Source organism: Paenibacillus sp. WG02, from assembly GCF_055396115.1.
On sequence record NZ_AP036016.1, the window covers coordinates 2995157 to 3016263 of the forward strand.

The following is a 21107-nucleotide window of genomic DNA, read 5'->3' on the forward strand; positions in this document are numbered from 1 at the left end:
AAAATTATAGGGAGTGTGTGCAAAAAAATGTCAGTGTCAAGCAGTGCCAGTACTTATATGATATTTCGGCTACAAATCGATAAAGAACTAACCTCGTTCGGCGATATCGCCGCAGTCATTGAAGGGACAAACGGTGATATTGTAGGGATTGATGTTATCTCCTCTGGCCGTACCCACACTGTCCGCGATATAACCGTCAATGTATTAGATCAAGCTCATAGCCAACAGATCGATGAATCGCTTCAGAAGCTAAGCGGTGTCAAGGTGATTCACGTGTCGGACCGTACTTTCCTCGTGCACTTGGGAGGGAAAATCGAGATTGCCTCCAAAATTCCAGTAAAAAACCGTGACGATTTGTCACGGGTATACACCCCGGGTGTCGCCAAAGTCTGCACAGCGATTGCGGAACAGCCGAGCAAGGCCTACTCATTAACGATCAAACGGAATATGATCGCGGTGGTGTCGGACGGAACAGCCGTCCTTGGGCTTGGCGACATCGGACCGATGGCGGCCATGCCGGTGATGGAAGGCAAGGCTATGCTGTTCAAAGAATTCGCAGGTGTGGACGCATTTCCTATTTGCTTGGATACGAAAGACCCTGATGAAATTGTAAGCATCGTAAAAGCAATGGCTCCGGCATTCGGAGGCATTAATTTGGAGGACATTTCATCACCGCGCTGCTTCGAAATTGAGGAGCGTTTGAAGAAAGAATTAGATATACCGGTGTTTCACGATGACCAACACGGAACGGCTGTCGTCCTTCTGGCAGGCTTGTTAAATGCGCTCAAAATAACCGGCAAGCAAATGTCGGATATTAAGGTCGTTGTGAACGGTATCGGCGCAGCGGGCATCGCTTGTTCTAAAATGCTGCTCGCCGCCGGTGTGCATAATTTGATCGGCGTGGACCGCTATGGCGCCATTCATCGGGATGCTCAATACGACAACCTTCATTGGACGGAGTTTGCTAAGATGACGAATCCGAAGTTGGAAGTCGGCAGCTTGTCCGAAGTTATCAAGAATGCGGATGTTTTTATCGGCGTTTCGGCTCCGAATATTTTAAAGGTGGAGGATGTCCAGTCCATGGCGAAAGATCCGATCGTCTTTGCGATGGCCAACCCGATTCCAGAGATCGATCCGGAGCAGGCCAAACCTTACGTTAGGGTCATGGCTACTGGAAGGTCTGATAAACCAAATCAAATCAACAACGTGCTTTGCTTCCCCGGCATTTTCCGTGGCGCACTGGATTGCAGGGCAAGCGAAATCAATGAGGCTATGAAGCTTGCGGCTGCACAAGCGATTGCATCAGTCGTAACGGATGAAGAATTGAACGAAACCTATATTATTCCTAGTGTATTTAACCAGAAAGTGGTTGAAAAGGTAAGAGAGGCAGTTATTGAAGCGGCTTACCGTACCGGGGTTGCCCGAAAAAGCATGAGAGAATCCAATTAGGCGTGTAAAGGATACAAAAGATAAAGACAATTCGATATTCTCTAGATTAACCGACAAAGGGGCTTGCCGTGGCAAGCTCCTTTGTTTTGCCTGTAACGGCTTCGAAACCGTTCGTCTTTTTATCGAAAAAGACGGGTGTGTTGCTAATAAGCTGGAATACCCGGAATATACTAAAGCATAATCATTTTTAGGAAAGGAGAGCCCGTTACCTTGGCATCCGAGCCATTAGGAGGATTTCATGAAAACGCTTCAACAAGACAGCGAATTCGATAACGCTATTCTCTTTGGACAATACGTGATGGTTTTGACCGAATGGAAATGGATAGGCGGCGGACTTATTGAGAGCTACGATGAAAAAGGTGTCCTAGTGGGTGGCAGACTATATTCCCGCAGCAAATCAACATTCATTATATCTCCACCACCTCAATGTTATGTGAAATGAAATTTCAAAAAATTAAGGCGGTGAATTTTGTGAAAGTGGAAAAAGACAAAACGCATCCCATTTCCTATGACGGAACGATGTCGGAGAAACTAACAAAAGATCAGAAGGAAATAACCCAACGACCCAAGGAAATCAAGCTGGATGATGATGTTCGTCGTTTTCTATCGGGTAATCCATATCCGTGGAAGGGGGTATGAGGATCCGGCTGAAAGAATACCGCATAGCCGCCTTCCAGTGACTTACTCCTTCAATGATCCAATCATTACGCCTTTGGCGAAATATCTCTGAACAAACGGGTAAATAAGCACGATAGGAGTTACTACGATTATAATGGTGGCCATTTTCAAGGAATTTCCGGTCACCTGGATTTTATCCAGCAGCTCGTAGTTCGTGCCCGCCGCCTGATTGAGCGTATCTCGCATAGCTTCAGCCGAAGCCAGCATTTCCTGCAGAATTGTGGATAAAGGCCGCAAAGCAGCATCTCGGACAAAGAACGCTCCAGTAAACCAATCGTTCCAATGGTTGACCGCGTTAAACAGCGTGACGACAGCTACGACTGGCTTGCTCAGTGGCATAATAACCCGCATGAAAATCGCAAAATCATGATAGCCGTCGATGCGTGCTGACTCCTCCAGACTTGGGTGAATTTGTTGGAAAAACGACCGCATTATGATCAAATTCCAAGCGCTGTAAAGACTCGGAATGATGTAGACCCAAATGTTATTGGTCAAATGGACAGACTTCAGCAGCATGTAATAGGGAATGATCCCGCCGTTGAACAACATGGTGAAGAATATAACCATTGTAAAGAATTTAACGCCAGGCATAGTCTTTGATTTCACTGCAAAGGCGGCCATAGCCGTCAGGAATACAGCTGAGATCGTGCCAAGTATCGTACGGAATGCCGAGACGGCAAAAGCCGAGCCGATGTTGGAAGAGATAAACACTTCATGGTAATTTTCAAGCGACCAGATTCTCGGCCAGAAAAAAATGCCGCCTCTTTCGGCGTCTTTACCCGGGTTGAACGATAAAGCAAATACGTTAAGAAAGGGAAGGATGATCATCAGACATAGTAGAAAAATAAGAAGGAAATTCACAATCTTTAATGTTTTTTCTCCGCTGCTAAGCTTGTAGAATTCGGTTCCCATGGCCACTCCCTCATTGTGAGGACAAAGGCGATTTCATCCGTAGGGGACAAAACCGCCTCTGTCTCCATATGCATGCTGCTAAAATTTAATTTTCGTCTTCGGATCAGCATTCTTCTCAGACAGCAGCTTCAGGTATTCATCCACCCCGGCGTTTTTCAACTGCTGCAACGAAGAATCTAGAATTTTCTTAGCTTCAGTCAGGTCCTTGCTGTAGTAGGCTTTCACCAGATTGACGTTGTAATTGTCCAGCGCCGCCTGCAGCGCAGTTACGTTCTTGAACTCACCCATGAATGCCAATGGTGTATACCCATCAACGATTTTGGCGTTTGCTCGTTTCTCATCCCAATTCCACATTTTTGCAATGGCCAAGGCGCCTGCACTGTTTGCCGGACTGACCGAATCTCCATATTCCGCTTCACCGAAATCGGCTTCATTTTTGATGTCCGTGCTACCCAGCAGCTCGCCCCAGTTGTTGCCTACTCCAGCAAATCCGAGCTTCTTCGCCTCGTTCGGCGAGCTCTTCTTCAGGTCAAGCACACTTTGTTTCACAATTGGATTGCCTTTGGCGTCTAGTGTATAATCTCTGCCTTCGATTCCATATCTCCACAGCAGCTTGCCTTCGCGACTGGCAAGGAAGTCGGCAAATTTCACGATATCCTGCGGATTTTTAGTTTTGGACGGGATCGCCCATGCGGAACCACCGGATTTATAATCCACTTGCATTTGATAGGGGCCATTTACCTTATTTAAGGGGCCGAGTGGAATGTAATGAGCATCTTGGTTAAAATCTTGATAATTATGCATATCTCCGATGATGGCGAACGATCCGTTCAGGACGTTTTCTGTCGCACGGCTCTCGTCCATCGTGAACATCTCGGTATTAATCAGCTTTTCTTTAAACAGCTTTTGCATGTACTCCACTTTTTTCATGGCGAAATCCGTTTCAGCCTCATGCAGAATGTTCCCATTCGCATCCTGATTGATGCGTTGATCGTCCGATCCCCACATCAAATCACTGAACAGAATGGAGTAATCCTTGTTATTCCCCGTTCCCCAGTAACCAGGTCCGATAGGGTACACGTTTTTGCCGTTTTTGTCCTTGAAATTGCCCTCTTTGATTTGCTGGGCCAGTTTATACAATTGATCTGTCGTCTTGATCTGGCTTGGATCGATTTTGAGCGCTTCTGCAATATCCTTGCGAATATACGGACCGCCTACGTATTTCCGAGTCAAATAGCCGCCATCGCGCGGGATGTTCATATGAACAAAGTAGGAGGAGCCTTTAAACTCAGGACGGAACATGACGCTGTTTTTCGTATCGGTTGGCAAATAATCGCTTTGCAAATATTTACTGTAAACCTTGGTGTCTTTCATTAACGGCGTCAAATCGGTGAACATGCCATCTCGCGCAGCCTTCAGGACCAGCTTCATCTCCGGACGTCCACTGTTGTTCAGGTAGAAGGCGATGAAGTCCGGCAGATCACCTGAAGCTAAACCAGCAGTTAATCCTTCGATCGAACGATTGGCTTTCATGATTTGAATTTCAAAATCGATACCGGTAAGATCCTTGATCTTCTGCTTGACCTCGGCGTTCATATCTTCCGTATAATCGTCAGTGCCCATGAAGACAAGCCCTTTGATTTTACGATCCGCAATCCATGTGGCTGGTTTGCCGTTAGCAGCGGTGCTGTTTGCTGCTGTTTTGCTGACGTTCTCATTGCTGGAACCATTACAGCCTGTGAGAATAAAAGCCAAGACCATCGGTGCAGCAACCCATTTCAACCATTTTTGTCTAGACATTCCCAATCTCCTTTGTACGCTTGTTTTTATAGAAAACGCCTGACGGCGGTTTTCAAAAGCAATGGACAATCTGGTATCGTTACCACAAAGAAGTATCCATAAGTCTGCGAGATAGCCTATTGGCGATAATGACGAGAATGAAACCGATCAATCCTTGCATCAGCCCGACTGCGGTGGCATACCCGTATTGGCCGCTTGTTAAACCTATTCGGATAATATAAGTATCCAGGATGTCAGACAAAGCTCTATTACCCGGCGTTCCCAGCAAGTACAGCTGATCGAAGCCAGCCGATAAGACGCTTCCGAGCGACAGGATAAACAAGGTGACAATGGTAGGCGCTATGGACGGCAAGGTGATATGCCATATTTCCCGCCACTTGCTGGCACCATCTATCTTGGCAGCTTCATACATATCGGGATTAACGCCTGCGATAGCAGCTAGATAAATAATGGAGTCCCAGCCGATTGACTTCCATATGAAGCTGCCAAACATAATAGGATAAAAGTATTTCGATTCCATCATGTAAAATGTATCCCCGGCACCTCCGAAGAAGGCGGTGAGTTGATTAAGCATCCCGGTATCTGGCGCCAACACCCGCTGCATCATTCCGATGACAACGACCCAAGAAAGGAAATGAGGCAAGTAGGAGATGCTTTGGGCCACATTCTTAAACCACTTCGTACGGAACTCATTAAACATGAGAGCCAGAAGGATGGGAAACGGCAAGTACACAAAAAGCTTCAAAAAACTGATTATTAACGTGTTTTTGATTAATAGCCCACTTTGATAATCTTGAAAGAACGTCTTGAAGTAATCGAAGCCGATCCAGGGACTGCCCAAGATGCCTTTGTTAAACTTGTATTCTTTGAAAGCAAGGATGACTCCGCCCATCGGAATGTACGAGAAGACGATAAAGAATGCCAGGCAGGGCAGGAGCATCAGGTACAGATAGCGATGCAATAAGATTTTTTTCCAAAGGATTCGCCGATTAACACTTCTTGCAAGGGAGGGCGATGAAGGAGGAATCATGAGAGCAAAATCACCAGCCTTTTGAATAAATGTTTTATGGTATCGATACCAGAGTGAAATAAAAAAATATTCCCGAACATCGATGATTTATCAAAGATTTCACGCAGCTATGGTGTGTAAATCACTTCGCATTCTTGATAAACATGGTACCGATACCATATTGGAGACTAAACGTTTTTCTCAAAGCACAATCGAACTTGCAGCTGCGATTACTGTCTCCTTTAATGTGGGATGTCCAAAGATCATTTCTTGCTAAGCTTAATGGACTTTTGTGAATTTTGTTCGTTAAGTTTTATAAGAAAATGTAAATGTATCGGCCCGGTTCTGAATAGTTCTCGTGTTCTCATAGACGATTAACGAACGTACGTGCTATAATTGGAAGATTCTGAGCATCGCATTTAGATTGGAGATTAGGTATGAATCATTCGTTATTTCAGAATCGGACATTTGTTTTCATGATGATAGGAGAAGCCATTCAAGGCGCTGGTATTTGGACTAGTGTCATTGCCAATTTGCAGTTTATGCAAAGCCACGTTCCGTCTGATTTGGGCAAGAGCTTGATCCTGATGTGCGGTTTATTTCTCGGTGTACTCATATCGCCGCAAGCGGGGGTGTGGGCGGACCGCTATGATAAGAAAAAAATATTGCTTATTTCAGGATTTGTCCGCTGTCTGGCTCCGATTGTCATGTTTGCGGCCATACAGTTCCAATCCGTCGGTATCATGCTGTTGTCCGTCGTCATCATGCAAGTAGCGGCTACTGTTTATATGCCTACCGTACAAGCAGCGCTGCCTGCGGTCGTTCCAGCCTCCGAGCTGCTTAAAGCTAACAGCATAAACTTTAACGTGATGACTATAGCGAGAATAGGCGGCACTGCTGTAGCAGGCATATTGGTATCTATGATGAATTTGTATACAGTCTACGCGCTGTCGCTTGTTTTTTACGTCATTCTCGTCATACTTATTACACAGTTGAGGATTCCAAGTGCTGCGGATTCCGCCGAAGCTGCAAAAAAGCAGGAGAAAATCCGCTTTACCGAGTTGTTTCCACTTATTCGAGCAGAACCGTCAATATTCATTGCACTTATCAATAGCGGTGTTATTACTTTATTTCTGGGCGGCTTTAATTTACTCGTACTGAAGTTTAGTCAAATCCAGCACAAACCAGAACTGATGGGCTGGATCTATTCATTAGAAGGCACCAGCATTTTGATTGCAGGCCTATTCGCAAAGCGTGTGATCGGCATGCGGAATCTGGTAACCAGCTCAACGTTGTTTATGTTATTATTTGCACTATCTTTTGCAGGAATGTCCTTCAGCGAGAGCAGCTATGCGGTTCTGGGCTCTTACGTTTTGTTCGGTTGCGCAGTCGCTTTTTTCTTTCCGATGGTATCTACCCTTTTTCAAATCAAAGTGCCGAAAGAAGCACAAGGCCGCTTTTTCTCATTTCGAGGAATGCTTGACCGCGTCATGTTCCAGATTTCGCTGCTTGCGACCGGCGCTTGTCTCGATTGGTTCGGGATCTCCACATTTTTGCTGACGCTCGCCATAATAACAATATCAAGCGGGATCTTGACGTTGTTCATTGCCAAACGAAAATCGATGGACGTCCGGCAACCTATTACTAGCGACACATAGATGCGGGAAATAAATAAACTACTCGAACGAAAAAGCCCCGATCCTTGGAGGAACCGGGGCTTTTTTCGTCGTGAAAAGGACTACGGAATGACCACCGAGTTCTTTTCCTTCAGCGTGCTGAGGTCGTTCGCTTTGATCAATCCGTTGGAGATGGTGTAAAGGGTATCGCCGATATAAAGAACACGTTGGACCTGCTTGTCACCGGCATGAACATATTGTCCGGCTTTTTGCAGATCTTCCTGAGTAAGATGAGTAATGCCGCCACGGAACTGGAAGCCTTTTTCCAAATCAAGGCTGTAGACATACGCGCCTTGGAATGCAAAATTGCCGTATGCGCTGGCAAGCATCTTCGGATTGGTTGTCGCCTGATTCGGGTCGATTTTCATTACGTTAACAGGGAAGGAAAGCAGATTTTTTTCCTTGCTAAAGAGTAATGCACGGTGATTGTGCAGCAGCTCGGAATCCGTGCCGCGGTCACCGATCAGCTCCTTAAATTTCTCCTTCGGATTATTCACATCGGTAACATCGAACAGTGCCACTTTCATGCCTTGGTAATAGGCAATGGACTGAGGTCCATTCGGATTTTTGTTGTCGACCTCAATTGTATCTTTCCCGAAGCCAATAATGTGGTTTTCGTCATAAGGATGGAGATAATCGCTATATCCAGGAATCTTCAACGCACCTAACAATTTCGGCGCAGCGGGATCCTTTAAATCCATGACGAATAGCGGATCGGTGTTTTTGAAAGTAACCATGTAAGCCCGGTCACCCATGAAGCGAGTGGAGTAAATCCGCTCTCCAGGCGCGATGTTTTCGATCTTGCCTTTCTCTTTCAGGTTCGCATCGAGTATGAAGACATGATTCTTCGAAGTCCCCTCATCCGTCCGTCCCACTTCGCCTGTTGTTGTAGCAAGCCGGAAGTAGCCGTTATGCTCATCCATGGAAAATTGATTGAGTAAGCGTCCCGGCACCATGCCTGTATGTTTGTACGCTGCTTTACCTTCGTTCAACCCGAATTGATAAATAATCGTTTCCTGCTTAGGAAGTTCAAAAGGCTGGCTGGCTCTGTTCGGCTCACCGACACGTATGCCTTGAGCAGCATCACCAGCAGGCATCCTCATGGGTTGGATTCGCATCTGTTCATAATTCGTTACGGCCACATATAAGTTCTCTTCGGACGCGTACACGTTCTGCCCTGAGCCGAGGTAAGAAGTGACATTCATTGTCTGATTCAATTCATTCAGATTAATGCCTCCGATGAGCACATAGTTAGGCTCCAGAGCTTTCGGCAAGTAATAGACCTGATTGAGTGGAATAGAGGTAAAGGAATCGCCAGCCGAAGAATCCCGATAAGCAGGAGCAAGCCCAGTCTTCGCTTCTTCCTTATCCGTCATTTCCCGGTATTGGTAGTAGTTCACGTACTTATTGGAGATAAAATAGAGCGATGATCCGATTTTGCGGGAAGAAACGTAGTTTCCTTCAAGCTCAGCTTCCTTCACAAGCTTCAGGCTGCTGCGGTCTGTGAGGTCGTAAATCATAACCTTCGCGGTTCCCTGGGATCTCATAGGCATGATCATTTTCTTCTGTGTGGTGCCGCCAGCCCCATTATAAGGGACCGGTTTATAGTTCTGATAAGAATTACCAAGCACGATCAGATGTTTGTCGTCTACGTAGATTTCACTTGGCTGGAAGTGAGTGTCTTGATTTCCCGGGAAATCTAGAATGCTCAGCACTTTCATCTGGTCGGCGGGATAAGCCTGTGTGACTACGATGCGCTGCTTGTTTACCGTATAGATGTACGTTCCATCTGTCTTGACGACATCGGATTCATCCACGCCTTGCACTTGCACGTTCGTGCCAGAGTAGTCTGGTGCCGCTGCCCTAGCCGAATCTTGGATCGCAACAGTAGAACCGGCGCTAGCTGGAGCTGAAGCTTTGTCGGAGGTGGTTTCAGCTTTAGCTTGTTTGGTTATTAAACTAACTTGGGCGGACCCATTACCCTCATTCTGTGTCAAAAGTGTAACCAAGTGGTCATAGGTACCGACTACGGGCAAGCTGTCAGCCTGCTTCGTGACGTTCACTGAGCTGGTAGCCGAATCCCAACGAACAACATGATTTGAACTTTCCATAAAGAAGCGCAGCGGAACGTACATAGAATCATTAACTATTTGCGTATTGCCGTAAATGGTGCTTGCTTTACCGTTCACGTAAGCAAAGTCTGAATTCATTGGCAGCTTCAGCTCATACCCGCTGCCAGTAACTACCGCAAGCTTTTCTGCTTCACTCCATGTCACTTCCATACCTAAAGCCTTTGCAAGATCCCGAACAGACGCCATTAGAATACCGTCTATGAATCTAGGCTGCAGCGAGAACGTGATCGGTTGGCCCTCAAATCGGACCACGGGTCCTTGATCGGCGTTAATGGAGAATGGAGTAAATGCGGACGTTAAGATTGTAGCGGATAGCAGAAGGCCGACGACCAAACCTTTTTTCTTCATCTTCTTCATCCTTTTCTTGGTTAATGAGGGTTTCCATTATTTTTATCTATACCCACTTAACGGATGAGCTTTCTGAATTGTTTCAGCGATTTGAAAATATTTTAAATAATCTTAGCAATGTTATCCGCAGACATGGGAAGCCCCAGAAAATATCCCTGTGCTTCATGACAACCATAGTCGCTTAACAGAGTAAGCTGCTCCTCAGACTCGACGCCTTCTGCAATTACTTTTAGATTTAAATTTATACCCAAGGCGATGATGGTTTTCACGATGTTTTGATCGCTTATATCATTTGAAAGGTCTTTAATAAACGTTCGGTCTATTTTAATGCGGTCGATCGGGAAGTTCTTCAAATACGCCAATGAACTAAACCCCGTACCAAAATCATCAATAGAAATGCTTACTCCAATGCCTTTCAATTTGGAAAGCAACATCGTTGCACGATCAAGGTTCATCGTGATGCTTTCCGTAACTTCAATTTCCAAGAAATGTGGGTCCATTCCTGTTTCATTCAAAATCTGGGTCATCAATTCTATTAAGTCCGGTTCATACATCTGCCTCGAGGATAGGTTGACGGACATTTTAAATGTACGTCCAAAATGATCCATCCATAAACGCCATTGTTTGCAAGCCTCATGCAAGACCCATTTCCCAATAGGAACAATAAGACCAACTTCTTCGGCAAATGGAATAAATTGCAAAGGAGAGATGATACCCTTCTCGGGATGATTCCACCTAATTAATGCCTCTACACCTATGAATTCTTTCGATGCTATATCATATTGCGGTTGATAAACAAGAACAAATTCATTGTTGTCTAAGGCTTTTCTTAAATTTCTGTAGAGGTCAACATGTTCAGAGGCGGGATACTCATTCTCTTTTACATAAAACTGGTATAAATTTTCTCCCTGGTTCTTCGCCTGATACATCGCGATATCTGCCTGTTTGATCAATGTTTCAAACGTGCTCCCATCCAAAGGAAACATGCTGATTCCAATACTCGTTGAGATATATAAATCTTGATCTTGAATTCGAAAGGGAGTGGTCAAAGCAACCAAAATTGATTTGGCAATATCTTCCGTTTCCTGTCTGGTTGTGCCCGGTAACATTATCGTAAATTCGTCTCCGCCTTGACGTGAGACAACGCCTCTAGTCATGATCATATCTTTCAAACGATCCGAAACATTCTGCAATAGAACATCTCCCAAGGAGTGCCCCATGGAATCGTTGATCATTTTGAAATGGTCCAAATCCAGATAAAGCACGGAAACGATTTGATCGTTTTGCTGAGCATCAACAATGGCTTTTTCGAGCATATGTTGAAACGATTTTCGATTCGGAAGTTCGGTTAAAGAATCATGAAAAGCCATGTGACGAATGGTTGCTTCCGCTTTATCCCGTTCAATCACCAAACTTACCAGATAGGCCGCCCGTTCAATCAATTTAATCTCATAGGTTTGGGGAGCATGCGGAATTTTGTAGTACATGGCAAATGTGCCAAGCACCTGATTTTTTTTATCCGTTATCGGTACGGACCAACAAGCTCTAAGCCCGTGGACGAATGCAATCTCGCGATAGTCATCCCATAGAGGGTCATTCCCGATATCAGAAACTATGATTTTGGTATTGTAGAAAGCGGCCGTGCCGCATGAACCTACAGCTGGACCTATTTCCACGCCATCAATCGCACGAATATAGGATTCAGGCAGGTTTGGTGCTGCACAATGTTTCAAGCGTTCTTTTTCCAATAAAAGAATCGAGCAAATAGCGCCGCTTTGTTGTTCGACTAATTCAATAATTCGATGCAAAATACCCCCAATGGGTTTACCTTTTGCGATCATTTCCAAAATATCATTTTGGCCTATTAAGTTATCTTGTACGAATTTCCGATCCGTGATGTCGCGACCAATAACAATGAGCCATTGCCGGTCTCCCTTATGATCAAAAACGGGCACTTTGGTATATTCAACCATCATACCTGCGCCGCTGGGACGTTTAATTTCTTCCTCAAAAGTTATCGGTTTGCGTGCTTCCCAAGCTTCTTGATCCGTTCCTTCACATGTAATGAACATCTCTCGGTAAAATTCATTGGTTTTTTGGAAATCGCTATTCGTTTTACCTTTATATGTATCATGATCTAAATTAAATAGTCGGAGAACCGTATTGTTCGCTTCGATCCATCTGCCTTTACCGTCTTTAAAAACAACAATGTCAGGCATCGTATGAATTAAGGTTAATAAATTCTGCTCGCTTATTTTCAACTTTCTCTCTTCCAACAATCGTATGAGCTCAGCGGATGCCCGAAACGAGAAGATTTTTAATATCGTTTCTGCAAGTGACCTGTCATGAAGCGGCTGATCATTCATCACAACAAGGATGCCAATTACAGTACCATCAACATGTAAAAGAGGAATACCCAGATAACTTTGAATATCATATTTGGTCAAATCCGAGTCCAAAGGAAATAATTGCTGTACATACTCTTGATAACAACAAATACGCTTTTCATTTACAACATTTTCACAAGGTGTATGCTCCAAAGTGTATTCAAATTGCTCTATCATTTCTCCTTTGCTGTACATGGTGATTGTTTTTACAAAGGGATGATCAACTTCAGCAATGAAAACATAAGAGCATTTTAAAACGCGAGCCAGATATTGTATCAAGTGAACAAAAAAACTTTCTGTGACCTCACTTTCAATACCTTGCACGATATCGAGAATGGTATTTTTGAGGTAATCATTTTCATTTTGTAGGGCTATGAAAGCTTCAGTACTTGGTTTAGGATCTATATTAGGGGCATTAAATTGCTTTTTCATATGATCTCCTGAAGTAGTTAATAGTACCTAGATAATTCGACAAAAAATGATAAATTCCTTCCTCGAAGGCGCTATATCGAATAGCGCGGCAAGTCTCTATGGAAGAGGAACTGCCTAGATCCCGCCAATGTTGTAGCACATCTCGAAATTCTTAAAAAAATAGTTCTTGAACCGCACACTACACTATCGTAGAGTTTATAATGCCGACTACTCGTTCGTGAGATGGAAGAGATTGCTTTCTAAATGATGTATGATTCTAAAAGGAAAGAAGGGGCTGACAACGAAGATGAACGCTTTTTTGTTGTTTTACGTGGTTATATACATGGGAAACGCTGTTTATGGCACATTTATGCCGGTTTACCTGCATAACGCTCAATTTTCTCAGGAGCAAATTGGGATGCTTCTCAGCCTTGGGCCCTTGGTTGCGATGTTTGGCCAACCGGTTTGGGGGGCGTTGGGTGACCGAGCCAAGACGAAGAATAGCGTACTTCGCTTTCTTTTGATAGGTAGCGGTGTTTCCATTTTGTTTTTCCCGCTCTCTCATCATTTCATTTACCTGCTTGTGTTAATCTGTGTGTTTACGTTTTTTCAGACGTCTATATTTGCACTCAGCGATGCGATTACGTTGGAAGAATTGGACAGGCGTCCCACTTGGAGTTTTGGTTGGATTCGCCTAGGAGGTACAGTGGGCTTCGCTGTCATGTCTCTTGCTTTCGGCATCGCAGCCAAGTCGCACATTGGTTCGATGTTCCCGGTCTACGCCGGAACCATGGCCGCCGCAGTGCTCTTGCTCTGGCGTTTTCCACCGGCTGCCGGCCGCCAGACTAACGTCACTGGCAAACGATTCCGGGAGCTTTTCCGTAATGGTAAGCTGATGTTTTATTTGGGTATCAACTTTGTTGTTCAAATCACCTTGGGTTACTACTACGCATTCTTCCCCATCTACTTCAAGGAGATGGGAGGAGACAGTATGCTGCTAGGCTGGTCGATGGTGATTTCTTCCCTTAGTGAGCTGCCGTTTCTTCTGTTTTCCGGCTGGATTTTAAAACGCGTCCCTATATCCGCAATTCTGATTGTGGCCGCGCTTGCATCCTCCATCCGGTGGTTCTTGTTTACCTTAATCGGGAATCCACTATGGATATTACCGGTGCAGCTGCTGCACGGAGTTATTTTCATCGTGCTTTCTGTTACGCTTGCAACGTTTATCAACCGTGAAGTGCCTTCAGAATGGAAGGCCAGCGGTCAAACGCTCAACGGCTTGCTCAGCCTTGGAGCCGCCCGTATTATCGGCAGCTTCTTGGGTGGCATTATGAGCTCAGCTTACGGGATGAGACAAGTTTTTTTATACAGTTCATGGGTATCTATGTCTTGTGTTATCGTGTTTGGATTTGTTATATGGATTCGTAGAAAACAGAAAGTTCTTGGTTCACACTGAATGAAATGTGGGTAAAACGTTGAGCATTGTCGGCTATAGGCGTATTGGTCGGCAGGGCAGCATGGCGGCGGCAAGTTTTATTGAAATAGAACTGCCGCCTTACTTATAAATTAGAATGTGAAATAATTCACAAATTGTTCAAGGAATTAATCATTCTAAACCTTCATCTTGTGATTTTTGTCATAGTTAGGGATCTTGATTAAGTTTACTCTTAAGGTAGAACAACAAGACAACGGCTTCACATGGATAGAATATAAAGGAGTGAATGAACCATGACAACAAAAGAAGCGAAGATGATTGAACAGATTACTGCTCAAGACGAAGTCAACGAGCTGGTAGCCAGAGCGAAGGCAGCTCAGCAGCAATTTCTGAAACTGGATCAAATGCAGGTTGACCAAATTATTCAGCAAATGGCATTAGCCGGCATTGATAGGCACATGGTTCTCGCCAAGCTTGCAGTAGAGGAAACCGGTCGGGGTGTTTACGAAGATAAAATTACCAAGAATTTATTTGCTACGGAATATATCTACCACAGCATTAAAAATAACAAGACAGTTGGAGTGATTGAGGAAAACTCGTATGAGAACTACCGAATGGTGGCTGAGCCCGTGGGCATTATCGCTGGTGTGACGCCCGTCACCAATCCGACTTCGACGACGATGTTCAAGTCATTAATCGCAACAAAAACCCGCAACCCAATCATATTCGCCTTCCACCCATCTGCTCAACAATCTAGCAGCGCGGCTGCAGCGACATTACTGGAGGCAGCTGTTAAAGCAGGCGCACCAGAGCATTGCATTCAATGGGTAAAGCATCCATCTGTGGAAGCTACCCAACTGCTAATGAATCATCCGGATGTAGCGCTTGTTCTGGCAACGGGAGGGTCTTCGATGGTGAAGGCAGCTTATAGTACTGGAAAGCCAGCTTTGGGTGTTGGACCCGGCAATGTGCCTTGTTTTATTGAGAAAACAGCGAATTTGCAGCAGGCTGTGAACGACTTGATCCTATCAAAAACCTTTGATAACGGCATGATTTGCGCCTCGGAACAAGCGGTCATTATTGAGGAAGCGGTATACGCGGAAACAAGAAAGTTGATGACTGAACAGGGATGTTACTTCTTAAATAAAGAAGAAACGGAAGCTGTTTCCAAATTGGTGATTAACGCTGAGAAGTGTGCGGTTAACGCGGTAATTGTAGGTCAACCTGCTGCGAAAATCGCTGAGATGGCTGGTATTAAGGTGCCTGCGGCTACGAAAATACTAGTTGCGGAGTTAGCCGGCGTGGGTGAGGCATATCCATTATCGGCTGAAAAACTAAGCCCTGTGCTCGCATGCTACAAAGTGAAGAATGCTGAGCAAGGCATTGATCGGGCTGTGGAAGTGGTGAAGTTTGGCGGTATGGGACATTCCTCTGTCATTCATTCTCAGAATGCGGAGGTCATCCAGGCATTCGCAGGTAAGCTTCAAACAGGACGTATCATTGTCAATTCACCTTCCACTCACGGTGCTATTGGAGACATTTATAATACAAACTTGCCTTCCTTAACACTAGGCTGCGGTTCATACGGACATAACTCCACAACCTCTAACGTGAGCGCCGTGAATCTGATCAATGTAAAGCGCGTTGCTTACCGTACCGTTAATATGCAGTGGTTTAAAATACCGCCAAAAGTTTATTTTGAAAAAGGAGCTACACAGTATTTAGAAAAAATGCCTGACATAACACGGGTAATGATTGTTACGGATCCAATGATGGTGAAGCTTGGCTACGTAGAACGTGTGGAATATTATCTCCGCAAACGACAGCTGCCTGTCTATATCGAAGTGTTCTCGGATGTGGAGCCTGATCCATCTGTGGAAACGGTGGAACGCGGCCGGGCACAGATGGCAAGCTTCCAGCCGGATTGCATTATTGCGTTAGGCGGCGGCTCACCGATGGATGCGGCGAAAGCCATGTGGTTGTTCTATGAATACCCAGATACAAGCTTTGATGCCTTAAAGCAAAAATTCATGGATATTCGTAAACGGGTATACAAATATCCGCGTCTGGGACGCAAAGCGAAATTCGTAGCGATTCCTACGACTTCCGGGACTGGCTCGGAAGTGACGTCTTTCGCCGTAATTACGGACAAAGAGAAGGGCAATACCAAATATCCGCTGGCTGATTATGAGCTTACACCGGACGTTGCCATTATTGATCCAGATTATGTGTACAGCTTGCCGAAGACTGCGGTAGCCGACACCGGAATGGACGTCCTAACCCATGCCATTGAAGCGTATGTGTCCGTTATGGCCAATGATTATTCCGATGGTTTAGCGATGAAAGCCATCCAATTGGTATTCCAAAATCTAGAGAAATCGTTTGCCACAGCAGATCCTATTGCACGTGAGAAAATGCATAATGCTTCAACGATCGCAGGTATGGCCTTTGCGAATGCCTTCCTTGGCATTAACCACAGCTTGGCGCACAAATGGGGCGGCGAGTACCACACAGCACATGGACGCACCAACGCGATTTTGATGCCGCATGTGATTCGCTATAATGCCCAAAAGCCTACGAAGTTCACTTCGTTCCCGAAATATGATCACTTCATAGCGGATCAACGCTATGCCGAAATCGCGCGTATGCTTGGACTTCCAGCGAAGACAACGGAAGAAGGAGTAAACAGTCTTATCGAGGCCATCCGTAAGCTGAATAAAATCCTGGGTATTCCTGAGAAATTTCAGGATTTGGGGTTCAATGCGGAACAATTCGAGACGCGAGTAGATTACTTGGCGGATCGGGCGTTTGAAGATCAATGTACAACAGCGAATCCTCGAATGCCGCTTGTGACAGAGCTCGCTGACGTTTATCGCAATGCTTTTTACGGAAAGTTCTAATCGGGCAATTTAAGGAGGCACCATCATGGCAATACGAGAAGATGAACTAAAGACAGATCGTTGTTGGGATGGGTTTGTGAAAGGGAAATGGCAAACGGCCATTGATGTAAAAGATTTTATCGATAAAAATATGACGGTTTACGAAGGAGATCATTCCTTCTTGGCAGGTCCTACAGAAGCAACAAATGAGCTGTGGCAGGCGATTAGCACGCTGACCCGCCAAGAACGGGAGAATGGGGGCGTTCTGGATATCGATGTCCAGACGGTGTCCTCGATTACATCGCATGCGCCAGGCTATATCGAACAGAGCAAGGAGAAAATTGTCGGATTGCAAACCGATGCTCCACTGAAGCGTTCCGTACAACCTTTCGGCGGCATTCGCATGGTCATCGACGCCTGCGAGGCCTATGGCTTTAAGCTGCCGGAAGAAATCATACAAGTGTTTACAGATATTCGCAAAACACATAACCAAGGTGTATTTGACGCCTATACCTCCGAGATGAAAACAGCGCGTAAAGCTGCAATCATTACGGGGCTCCCTGATGCTTACGGTCGTGGCCGCATTATTGGCGATTACCGACGTGTCGCTCTGTATGGCGTGGACCGGTTGATCGAAGAAAAGAAGAAAGACCTTCTGCAAATGGAAGTGGATGCGATCACCGAAGATGTTATCCGGCTGCGCGAAGAACTCTCCGAGCAAATCCGCAGTTTGGGTGAATTAATACAGATGGCCAAAACCTATGGATATGATATAGCGAAGCCGGCGACGAATGCCGCTGAAGCCGTGCAATGGTTATACTTCGCTTATTTGGCGGCCATCAAGGAGCAGAACGGAGCGGCAATGAGCCTTGGGCGCGTATCGAGCTTTCTTGATATCTATTTCGAAAGAGATCTATCTAATGGAACATTGACGGAAGTAGAGGCGCAGGAGCTTGTTGACCATTTTGTTATGAAGCTTCGCATCGTCAAATTTTTACGTACCCCCGACTATAACGAGCTTTTCAGTGGAGACCCTACTTGGGTTACAGAATCAATTGGCGGCATGGGATTGGACGGCAGAGCGCGCGTGACGAAAAATTCCTTCCGCTTTCTGCATACCTTATACAATCTAGGTCCTGCACCAGAACCGAACCTGACTGTGCTGTGGTCGACCAGGCTGCCCGATGGCTTCAAAGCTTACTGTGCCAAAGTATCGACCGAAACCAGTTCGATTCAATATGAGAATGATGACCTGATGCGGCCTTATTATGGGGATGATTACGGTATTGCTTGCTGTGTTTCCGCGATGCGCATCGGAAAGCAGATGCAATTCTTCGGCGCACGCGCCAATCTGGCTAAAGCTCTGCTCTATGCGATTAACGGCGGTGTGGATGAGAAGCTTGGGATACAGGTAGGGCCTCGGTTAGCTCCACTGACCTCCGAGGTTCTGAATTATGAAGAAGTGGCGGAGAAATTCGATGCCGTCATGGAGTGGCTCGCGAAGTTGTATGTGAACACACTTAACGTTATTCACTATATGCATGATAAGTACTGTTATGAGCGGCTGGAGATGGCTCTTCACGACCGTGAAATTGTACGCACCATGGCAACGGGTATCGCGGGATTATCCGTAGTGGCTGACTCACTGAGCGCGATTAAGTATGCGAAGGTCCGCCCGATCCGCAATGAAAGCGGGATTGCGGTCGATTTTGAAATTGAAGGCGAGTACCCGCAGTATGGCAATAATGATGAGCGTGTAGATGCCATTGCCGTTCAATTGACGGAAACGTTTATGAATAAGATCAGGAAGCATAAGACGTATCGCGGAGCAGTGCCAACGATGTCCGTTCTGACCATTACCTCTAATGTCGTCTATGGGAAAAAGACAGGAAGCACTCCAGATGGGCGCAAAGCGGGGAGCCTTTCGCACCAGGCGCCAATCCTATGCATGGACGTGACCGGAAAGGTGCATTGGCCTCATTGGCTTCTGTTGCAAAGATTCCCTATGAGCATTGCCTCGACGGTATATCCAACACGTTCTCCATCGTACCGAAGGCACTTGGCAGGGAAGAGGAGTCACGCATATCGAATCTTGTTTCCATGCTCGATGGCTATATGGCCAATTACGGTCATCATCTGAATATTAATGTTTTTGACCGTGCAAAGCTGTTGGATGCCATGGAGCATCCGGAGCAATATCCACAATTAACGATCCGTGTCTCTGGCTATGCGGTGAACTTTATCAAGCTGACCAAGGAACAGCAGTTCGATGTGATCCATCGTACTTTCCACGGCTCGATGTAACTAGAGAGAGGGGGGCAAATCGATGAAAGGACGCATACATTCCTTCGACACCTTCGGCACTGTTGACGGTCCGGGCATCCGCTTTGTTCTTTTCATGCAGGGCTGCGCGCTGCAGTGTAAGTACTGCCATAATCCGGATTCATGGGAAATGAATACGGGCAAACAGATGGACGTAGAGGAGATTCTAAATGAGATTGAACCTTATCTCGAATACTATCGCCGTTCAGGCGGTGGAATTACTGTAACGGGCGGGGAGCCAACCTTGCAGGCTCCCTTCTTGGCCCGTTTGTTTGCCGAATGCAAAAGGCGCTGGGGACTGCATACCGTGCTGGATACGAACGGATTTTGTGAGCCGAGTCATGCGCAGGAGCTTTTGGATGTGACGGATATAGTACTGCTCGATCTGAAGCAGATCAATCCGGATAAGCATGTCGCGCTTACGGCACAGCCTAATGATCGTATCATGCGCTTTGCTGAACATCTGAATGAGATCAATAAGCCTGTCTGGATTCGACATGTGCTTGTTCCTGGATGGACGGATGACTATAAGGATCTACACGAGCTCGGCAAGTTCATAGGCTCATTGCCTAATGTTAGTAAATTGGAGCTGCTGCCTTATCACAGAATGGGCGTCTATAAGTGGCAGCAAATGGGGAAAGAGTACCCGCTTGAACAATGTCCTACACCAACAGATCAGGAAGTTGCTAGAGCGAGGAATCTCATTGAGATGGGCAAAATCGAACGTCAAACAAATCCACTTCAGCATTAACTTGCTTGGGTGGTTTTGTTTCTGTTTATGAGAAAAATAAAAACCAGTAGCGCCGGATGGGATTCCAGCACTACTGGTTATATTCTTTTGCAGAGAAAGTCATAACAGGTACTCCTCCTGAAGGCCGGCTTGATGCAAATACTTCATTGCATTCATTTCTTCAGTTGGCGGTTCGAATTGCTGCCCAGTGATTTGTTCATCTTGATCTTGTAACCCACCAACTCTTACAGCAAACAACTGCCCATACTCGCAGCAGAAATCATCACGTAATGCTTCTAAATTCTCATTGTGCAGGGTTGTCATAGTAATCACTCCTTCTGTGTTTTATGATTTTATTATACAATATGCCTATGTGAGTGTATGTGATATATTTCACATATACTCGCATAGATTCATATCGGATATAAGTTATAACCCAAATCGAATAATGCTTTTCGATTTATGATATGATAGATATATTCAAATTTCCGAACATTTAGGAGAGAACGTGATGTTTCAAGAAATTCAGCATTTTAAAGCCGACTTTTTCAAGGCGTTAGCACACCCATTGCGTATAAGAATTCTTGAAGTATTAGCCGAGGGCGATAAAAACGTTAATGAGATTCAAACGATATTAGGAAGTGAAGGTTCTGCCGTTTCACAACAGTTATCTGTATTAAGAAATAAAAACGTTGTCCGTGGAAGTAAAGACGGAACCTCTGTGATCTACTCCCTAACAGACCCTCTAATTAAAGACCTGCTTATTGTTGCCAAGCAAATTTTTGATAATCATCTCGTGAATGCTATTTCAATGTTAGAAAATATAAAAAATCAGTAATCATCATGTATATGTTTTGGGAGTTAGGGGGAGGTGAAGCCTACCCCTATTTCGCATGAAAAGTTATGGATTTTGCTAGTGCTGAATCAAACTGTGGATGC

The 21107-nt window shown here is 45.3% G+C and carries 14 protein-coding genes and 1 pseudogene; 9 read left to right on the forward strand and 6 right to left on the reverse strand.

Annotation, left to right across the window (positions count from 1 at the left end):
• Positions 1-27 precede the first annotated feature (27 nt).
• From ACBP55_RS13345 to ACBP55_RS13355, 3 genes are all read left to right on the forward strand, one after another.
• A complete protein-coding gene (locus ACBP55_RS13345) occupies positions 28-1449 on the forward strand; it encodes an NAD-dependent malic enzyme (protein WP_464652177.1) in 1422 nt (473 codons plus the stop codon).
• A gap of 238 nt (positions 1450-1687) precedes the next feature.
• A complete protein-coding gene (locus ACBP55_RS13350; RefSeq protein ID WP_029193721.1) occupies positions 1688-1891 on the forward strand; it encodes a hypothetical protein in 204 nt (67 codons plus the stop codon).
• Positions 1892-1920: 29 nt separating this feature from the next.
• Positions 1921-2088, forward strand: a complete 168-nt coding sequence (locus ACBP55_RS13355; protein WP_464652179.1) for a hypothetical protein — start codon at positions 1921-1923, stop codon at positions 2086-2088.
• 42 nt (positions 2089-2130) lie between these two features.
• Here ACBP55_RS13355 and ACBP55_RS13360 read toward each other — a convergent pair whose 3' ends face one another.
• The 3 genes from ACBP55_RS13360 to ACBP55_RS13370 all read right to left on the reverse strand — a co-directional run bounded on the left by ACBP55_RS13360 (position 2131) and on the right by ACBP55_RS13370 (position 5869).
• Positions 2131-3039 carry a carbohydrate ABC transporter permease gene (locus ACBP55_RS13360; RefSeq protein WP_464652181.1) on the reverse strand — a complete coding sequence of 303 codons (909 nt, stop codon included), beginning with the start codon at positions 3037-3039 and terminating at the stop codon, positions 2131-2133.
• Positions 3040-3117: 78 nt separating this feature from the next.
• Positions 3118-4839: an extracellular solute-binding protein gene (locus ACBP55_RS13365; RefSeq protein WP_464652183.1), complete on the reverse strand. Its 1722-nt coding sequence runs from the start codon at positions 4837-4839 to the stop codon at positions 3118-3120.
• Between the two features lie 79 nt (positions 4840-4918).
• The gene (locus tag ACBP55_RS13370) at positions 4919-5869 is read right to left on the reverse strand and encodes an ABC transporter permease (RefSeq protein ID WP_464652185.1); all 951 of its coding nucleotides are present in this window, start codon (positions 5867-5869) and stop codon (positions 4919-4921) included.
• 416 nt (positions 5870-6285) lie between these two features.
• Between ACBP55_RS13370 and ACBP55_RS13375 the strand changes: the two genes are divergently transcribed.
• Positions 6286-7506 carry an MFS transporter gene (locus tag ACBP55_RS13375; protein WP_464652186.1) on the forward strand — a complete coding sequence of 407 codons (1221 nt, stop codon included), beginning with the start codon at positions 6286-6288 and terminating at the stop codon, positions 7504-7506.
• A gap of 80 nt (positions 7507-7586) precedes the next feature.
• Here the strand turns inward: ACBP55_RS13375 and ACBP55_RS13380 are convergent, their stop codons facing one another.
• Complete coding sequence (locus tag ACBP55_RS13380; RefSeq protein WP_464652188.1) at positions 7587-10004, reverse strand: beta-propeller domain-containing protein; 2418 nt, start codon at positions 10002-10004, stop codon at positions 7587-7589.
• A 101-nt stretch (positions 10005-10105) separates the two neighbouring features.
• Positions 10106-12823 (reverse strand): bifunctional diguanylate cyclase/phosphodiesterase, encoded by a 2718-nt coding sequence (locus ACBP55_RS13385; RefSeq protein ID WP_464652189.1) that lies wholly within the window; start codon positions 12821-12823, stop codon positions 10106-10108.
• Between the two features lie 286 nt (positions 12824-13109).
• Between ACBP55_RS13385 and ACBP55_RS13390 the strand changes: the two genes are divergently transcribed.
• From ACBP55_RS13390 to pflA, 4 genes and pseudogenes are all read left to right on the forward strand, one after another.
• Positions 13110-14258 carry an MFS transporter gene (locus ACBP55_RS13390; protein ID WP_464652191.1) on the forward strand — a complete coding sequence of 383 codons (1149 nt, stop codon included), beginning with the start codon at positions 13110-13112 and terminating at the stop codon, positions 14256-14258.
• A gap of 272 nt (positions 14259-14530) precedes the next feature.
• Entirely contained in the window at positions 14531-17137 is a 2607-nt protein-coding gene (gene adhE / locus ACBP55_RS13395) for a bifunctional acetaldehyde-CoA/alcohol dehydrogenase (protein ID WP_464652193.1), read from the forward strand.
• Between the two features lie 25 nt (positions 17138-17162).
• A pseudogene (gene pflB / locus ACBP55_RS13400) lies at positions 17163-19420 on the forward strand (formate C-acetyltransferase).
• Between the two features lie 22 nt (positions 19421-19442).
• On the forward strand, positions 19443-20189 hold the full coding sequence (pflA, locus tag ACBP55_RS13405) for a pyruvate formate-lyase-activating protein (RefSeq protein ID WP_464652195.1): 747 nt from the start codon (positions 19443-19445) through the stop codon (positions 20187-20189).
• A 99-nt stretch (positions 20190-20288) separates the two neighbouring features.
• Here pflA and ACBP55_RS13410 read toward each other — a convergent pair whose 3' ends face one another.
• Entirely contained in the window at positions 20289-20492 is a 204-nt protein-coding gene (locus ACBP55_RS13410; protein ID WP_464652196.1) for a hypothetical protein, read from the reverse strand.
• A gap of 187 nt (positions 20493-20679) precedes the next feature.
• Here ACBP55_RS13410 and ACBP55_RS13415 point away from each other — a divergent pair, with 187 nt between their 5' ends.
• Complete coding sequence (locus ACBP55_RS13415; RefSeq protein WP_057305576.1) at positions 20680-21006, forward strand: ArsR/SmtB family transcription factor; 327 nt, start codon at positions 20680-20682, stop codon at positions 21004-21006.
• Positions 21007-21107 lie beyond the last annotated feature (101 nt).

Coding starts and splice junctions, on each gene's coding strand:
- ACBP55_RS13345 (WP_464652177.1), top strand. CDS start 28: ATGTCAGTGTCAAGCAGTGCCAGTACTTATATGATATTTCGGCTACAA.
- ACBP55_RS13415 (WP_057305576.1), top strand. CDS start 20,680: ATGTTTCAAGAAATTCAGCATTTTAAAGCCGACTTTTTCAAGGCGTTA.
- ACBP55_RS13385 (WP_464652189.1), bottom strand. CDS start 12,823: ATGAAAAAGCAATTTAATGCCCCTAATATAGATCCTAAACCAAGTACT.
- adhE (WP_464652193.1), top strand. CDS start 14,531: ATGACAACAAAAGAAGCGAAGATGATTGAACAGATTACTGCTCAAGAC.
- pflA (WP_464652195.1), top strand. CDS start 19,443: ATGAAAGGACGCATACATTCCTTCGACACCTTCGGCACTGTTGACGGT.
- ACBP55_RS13410 (WP_464652196.1), bottom strand. CDS start 20,492: ATGACAACCCTGCACAATGAGAATTTAGAAGCATTACGTGATGATTTC.
- ACBP55_RS13350 (WP_029193721.1), top strand. CDS start 1,688: ATGAAAACGCTTCAACAAGACAGCGAATTCGATAACGCTATTCTCTTT.
- ACBP55_RS13360 (WP_464652181.1), bottom strand. CDS start 3,039: ATGGGAACCGAATTCTACAAGCTTAGCAGCGGAGAAAAAACATTAAAG.
- ACBP55_RS13390 (WP_464652191.1), top strand. CDS start 13,110: ATGAACGCTTTTTTGTTGTTTTACGTGGTTATATACATGGGAAACGCT.
- ACBP55_RS13375 (WP_464652186.1), top strand. CDS start 6,286: ATGAATCATTCGTTATTTCAGAATCGGACATTTGTTTTCATGATGATA.
- ACBP55_RS13380 (WP_464652188.1), bottom strand. CDS start 10,004: ATGAAGAAAAAAGGTTTGGTCGTCGGCCTTCTGCTATCCGCTACAATC.
- ACBP55_RS13365 (WP_464652183.1), bottom strand. CDS start 4,839: ATGTCTAGACAAAAATGGTTGAAATGGGTTGCTGCACCGATGGTCTTG.
- ACBP55_RS13370 (WP_464652185.1), bottom strand. CDS start 5,869: ATGATTCCTCCTTCATCGCCCTCCCTTGCAAGAAGTGTTAATCGGCGA.